The sequence below is a fragment of the Mycobacterium sp. genome (assembly GCF_050701675.1).
In the GTDB taxonomy this organism is placed as follows: domain Bacteria; phylum Actinomycetota; class Actinomycetes; order Mycobacteriales; family Mycobacteriaceae; genus Mycobacterium.
In genome coordinates, this window is record NZ_JBOGDD010000221.1 from 1 (window position 1) to 3,762 (window position 3,762).

General features: G+C 69.5%; 5 protein-coding genes. 2 read left to right on the top strand and 3 right to left on the bottom strand.

Features of this window, described 5'->3' with window-relative positions; genetic code table 11:
* Positions 1–24: 24 nt before the first annotated feature.
* The 3 genes from ACRDUX_RS06430 to ACRDUX_RS06440 all read right to left on the bottom strand — a co-directional run bounded on the left by ACRDUX_RS06430 (position 25) and on the right by ACRDUX_RS06440 (position 1,842).
* Positions 25–270, bottom strand: coding sequence for a hypothetical protein (locus tag ACRDUX_RS06430; protein WP_526412110.1), 246 nt, complete (start codon positions 268–270; stop codon positions 25–27).
* Between the two features lie 92 nt (positions 271–362).
* Positions 363–623, bottom strand: a complete 261-nt coding sequence (locus tag ACRDUX_RS06435; RefSeq protein WP_526412112.1) for a hypothetical protein — start codon at positions 621–623, stop codon at positions 363–365.
* A gap of 247 nt (positions 624–870) precedes the next feature.
* On the bottom strand, positions 871–1,842 hold the full coding sequence (locus ACRDUX_RS06440; RefSeq protein ID WP_526412114.1) for an NADPH:quinone oxidoreductase family protein: 972 nt from the start codon (positions 1,840–1,842) through the stop codon (positions 871–873).
* Positions 1,843–1,864: 22 nt separating this feature from the next.
* Here ACRDUX_RS06440 and ACRDUX_RS06445 point away from each other — a divergent pair, with 22 nt between their 5' ends.
* A complete protein-coding gene (locus ACRDUX_RS06445; RefSeq protein WP_526412115.1) occupies positions 1,865–2,962 on the top strand; it encodes an NAD(P)-dependent alcohol dehydrogenase in 1,098 nt (365 codons plus the stop codon).
* A gap of 102 nt (positions 2,963–3,064) precedes the next feature.
* A partial coding sequence (locus tag ACRDUX_RS06450; protein ID WP_526412117.1) for an alpha/beta fold hydrolase occupies positions 3,065–3,762 on the top strand: 698 nt, incomplete at its 3' end.

The following is a 3,762-nucleotide window of genomic DNA, read 5'->3' on the forward strand; positions in this document are numbered from 1 at the left end:
CCCCCCCCCGTCCGTATCGACGATTCAGTTGTGCGTGCCGGGAATGGCGGTCGGTGCGGGCGGGGCCTTGACCGGGGGACTGAAGCTGTTGCCACCGGTGGGGTTGATGCTCTTCTCGGTGGGCGACGGCGTGGTGGTGGTCGTCGTCGTGGTGGTGCTGGACGGGCCTCCGGTTTCGCCTCCGCCGCAGGCGGTCAGCGCTCCCATCGAGACGACGGCAGCAATGCCGAGGCCCGCGGCGACGCGGCGGGTGAGTCGACTCTTCATCATGCGGTCCTATCTGTGCTGCGGGAAACGAGGTGGGAGCCATTCTTGGACTCGGTGGACCAGGCCGAAGCATTGGTCCACCGAGAACGGTCGTGTTAGCCGGTGTGGTTGGTGCCAGGCATGCCGGTGGGTGCCGGCGGCGCCTTGACCCCAGGGCTGAAGCTGTTGCCACCGGTGGGGTTGAGGCCCTTCTCGGTGGGCGAGACCGTGGTCGACGGGGCGGTCGTCGTCGTTGTCGTGGTGGTGCTGGACGGGCCGCCGGTTTCGCCTCCGCCGCAGGCGGTCAGCGCTCCCATCGAGATGACGGCGGCGACGCCGAGGCCCGCGGCGACGCGGCGGGTGAGTCGACTCTTCATGGTGCTGTCCTATCTGCGCTGCTGAGAAGCGCTCTGATCAGTTTGGAGTGAACCTTATCGTCCAGAACTGTCCCGAGTCAAGGCGTTCTGCGCTTCAGCGGTGGCACGGCCACCTACTGGAAATGTGCCGTTTACAAGGCGGTTTAGGGCGGTCTACGTTCGTCTCCGAGTCCCGGGCCCGACTCGACGGAGAATTGGGAAGCTACTTCGTCGTCCATGAACCGTTTCGGAAGCGGTGCTGGCATGACTACCGGAGCTTGACGACGACCTTGCCCTTGGCCGTGCGGTCCTCCAGTGACGCGATGGCGTCGCCCGCCCGTTCCAGGGGGTAGACGACGGGTTCGGGTGCGGAGACCGCTCCGGAGGCGAGCAGCGGCTCTAGCTCGGCCCACTGCTCGGCCAGGTACCCGGGGTGGGTCGCCGCCCACGCACCCCAGCCGACGCCGACGGCGTCGACGTTGTTCAGCAGCAGCCGGTTCACCTTGACCGTCGGGATCTCACCGCCGGTGAATCCCACCACCAGCAGCCGACCACCGGGGGCGAGCGACCGCAGGGAATCGGTGAACCGGTCGCCGCCGACGGGGTCGAGCACGATGTCGACGCCCCGCCCCTCGGTCAGCTCCTTGACCGCATCCTTGAAGCCGTCGGCGAGCACGACGTCGGTGGCGCCCGCGGCACGCGCGACGTCGGCCTTGTCCTCGGTGCTGACCACGGCGATCGCCTGCGAAGCGCCCCACGCCGAGGCGAGGCGCAGCGTCGACGTGCCGATGCCCCCCGCCGCGCCGTGCACCAGCACCGACTCGCCCGCCACCAGGCGCCCGCGGGTGCGCAGCGCACAGTGCACCGTCAGATCGTTGAAGAGCAGTCCGGCACCGGCCTCGAAGGACACCGCGTCGGGAAGCTTGAACACCCGATCGGCCGGTAGTGCAACGACTTCCGCCATCGCACCGGACAACATGGTCAGGGCGGCCACCCGGTCGCCTGCCGTCACGTGTGCGCCCGCCGGGGCGCTTCGCACAATGCCTGCGATCTCGGCACCGGGCACGTAGGGGAGCTCCGGCCTGTGCTGGTACAGCCCGCGGGTCTGCAGCGCGTCGGGGAACGCGACGCCCGCGGCGTGCACGTCGATGAGCACGGCGCCGGGATCCGTGGGTTCGTCGATCTCGACGAGCTCCGCGGCGGCCGGACCGTCGAGGCGGGGTATCTGTATGGCGCGCATCGTCACCATTTAACCTTCCCGGATGATCGACGCACGTGCTGCGGTCCTGCTGGCCGAGGGGGCCGACCCGCAGCTGGTCAACGTTCAGATCCGGCCGCCCGTCGAGGACGAGGCGCTGGTCCGCATCGACGCGGTGGGCATCTGCCACACCGACGTCAGCGTCGCCGCGAGGTGGCCGGCACGGAAGTCGCCGATGGTCTTCGGTCACGAGGGTGTCGGCACCGTCATCGAGACTGGTCCCACCGCCCGCGCCGACGTCGGAAGTCAGGTCGTGCTGACATTCGCCAGCTGTGGGCGGTGCGCCAGCTGCGCTGCGGGCGGGCCCGCCTACTGCGCCCGTTCGACGGACCTGAACCTGCGCGGCGACGGGGCTGATGAGGCAAGTGCGCTGCGCCTTGCCGGGCAGCCCGTCAGAGGTGCGTTCTTCGGCCAGTCCAGCTTCGCCACCCACGTGCTCACCCGCCCCGCCAACACCGTGGTGCTCACCGAACCGCTCGACCCGGCGCTCGCGGCGCCACTGGGCTGCAGCGTCCAGACGGGCGTCGGCACCGTGCTCAACGCAGTATCCGCGGGGACCGCCGACGCGCTGGTCGTGTTCGGCGCGGGCGCGGTCGGCCTTTCGGCGGTGATGGGCGCGAGGATTGCGGGCTGCCGTGCCGTCGTAGCCGTTGACCCCGTAGCCGAACGTCGTTCGCTGGCAGTGAAATTGGGTGCCACGGCGACGCTGGACCCGGCGACCGACGACATCGCGGGTCAGGTGGCCGATCTGACTGGCGGCGGGCCGACCGTCGCCGTGGACACCACCGCGTTGCCTTCCGTCATCGCCACGGCACTGGAGGTGCTGCGGTCGTGCGGAACACTGGCTCTCGTCGGGCTGGGTGCGCTCAACGCCGAACTTCCGGTCGGGCTGATCTTGGCCAAGGGTCTACGGGTCCGCGGCGTGGTCGAGGGGGACAGCGACCCGCACACCTTCATCCCGCGGCTCGCCGAGCTCTCGCGTCGGGGTGAGCTACCCCTGGATGAACTGGTGACACGATTCGCGCTCGAGGACTTCGGCGCCGCGTGGACCGCCGCCAAGACGGGCACCGCCGTCAAGGCGGTGGTCGTGATGCCGCACTGAACGTCGTGCTAGTTACAATTCTGCAGCCACCGGCAAAGGTGCCGCGGCGGATCGGAGCGACACGTGGCGACGAAGTCGAGGCGGCTGGCCGTGCTGGACGCGATGCCGAGAGGTCGCGCCGTCGACGTCCGCTCGGCGGACGGCACCAGGATCCACACCGAGGTCTTCGGCCCCGAGGACGGCTATCCGATCGTGCTGGCGCACGGCATCACCTGCGCGATCCGGGTGTGGGCCAACCAGATCACCGACCTGGCAGCCGACTACCGCGTCATCGCCTATGACCACCGGGGCCATGGGCGCAGTGGGGTTCCGCCGCGCCGTGGCAAGCAGAGCCACTACAGCCTGGACTTCCTGGCGGCAGACCTCGACGCCGTGTTGGACGCCACGCTTGCGCCGGGGGAGCGCGCCGTGATCGCAGGCCATTCGATGGGCGGCATCGCGATCACCTCTTGGGCCCAGCGGTACCCGCAGCGGGTTCGTCAGAACGCCGACGCCGTCGCGCTGATCAACACGACGACCGGTGATCTGCTGCGCAACGTCAAGTTCTTACCCGTCCCGCGCCCACTGGTGGGTAGCCGTGTCAGGGCCGCGGGCTCGCTGCTCAAGACCTTCGGCGCCGCGCCACTGGTGCCGGGCTCGGTCCTGCAGAGCCGCAAGTTCGTCGCCCAGCTTGCGGTGGGCCGCGACGCGGACCCGGCGATCGCCGACTTCGTCTTCGACCTGTTCGCCGAAACCCCACCCGCAGGCCGAGGTGGCTGGGCTCGCGTATTGGTCGATTCGCTTGGGCCGAAGCACATCTC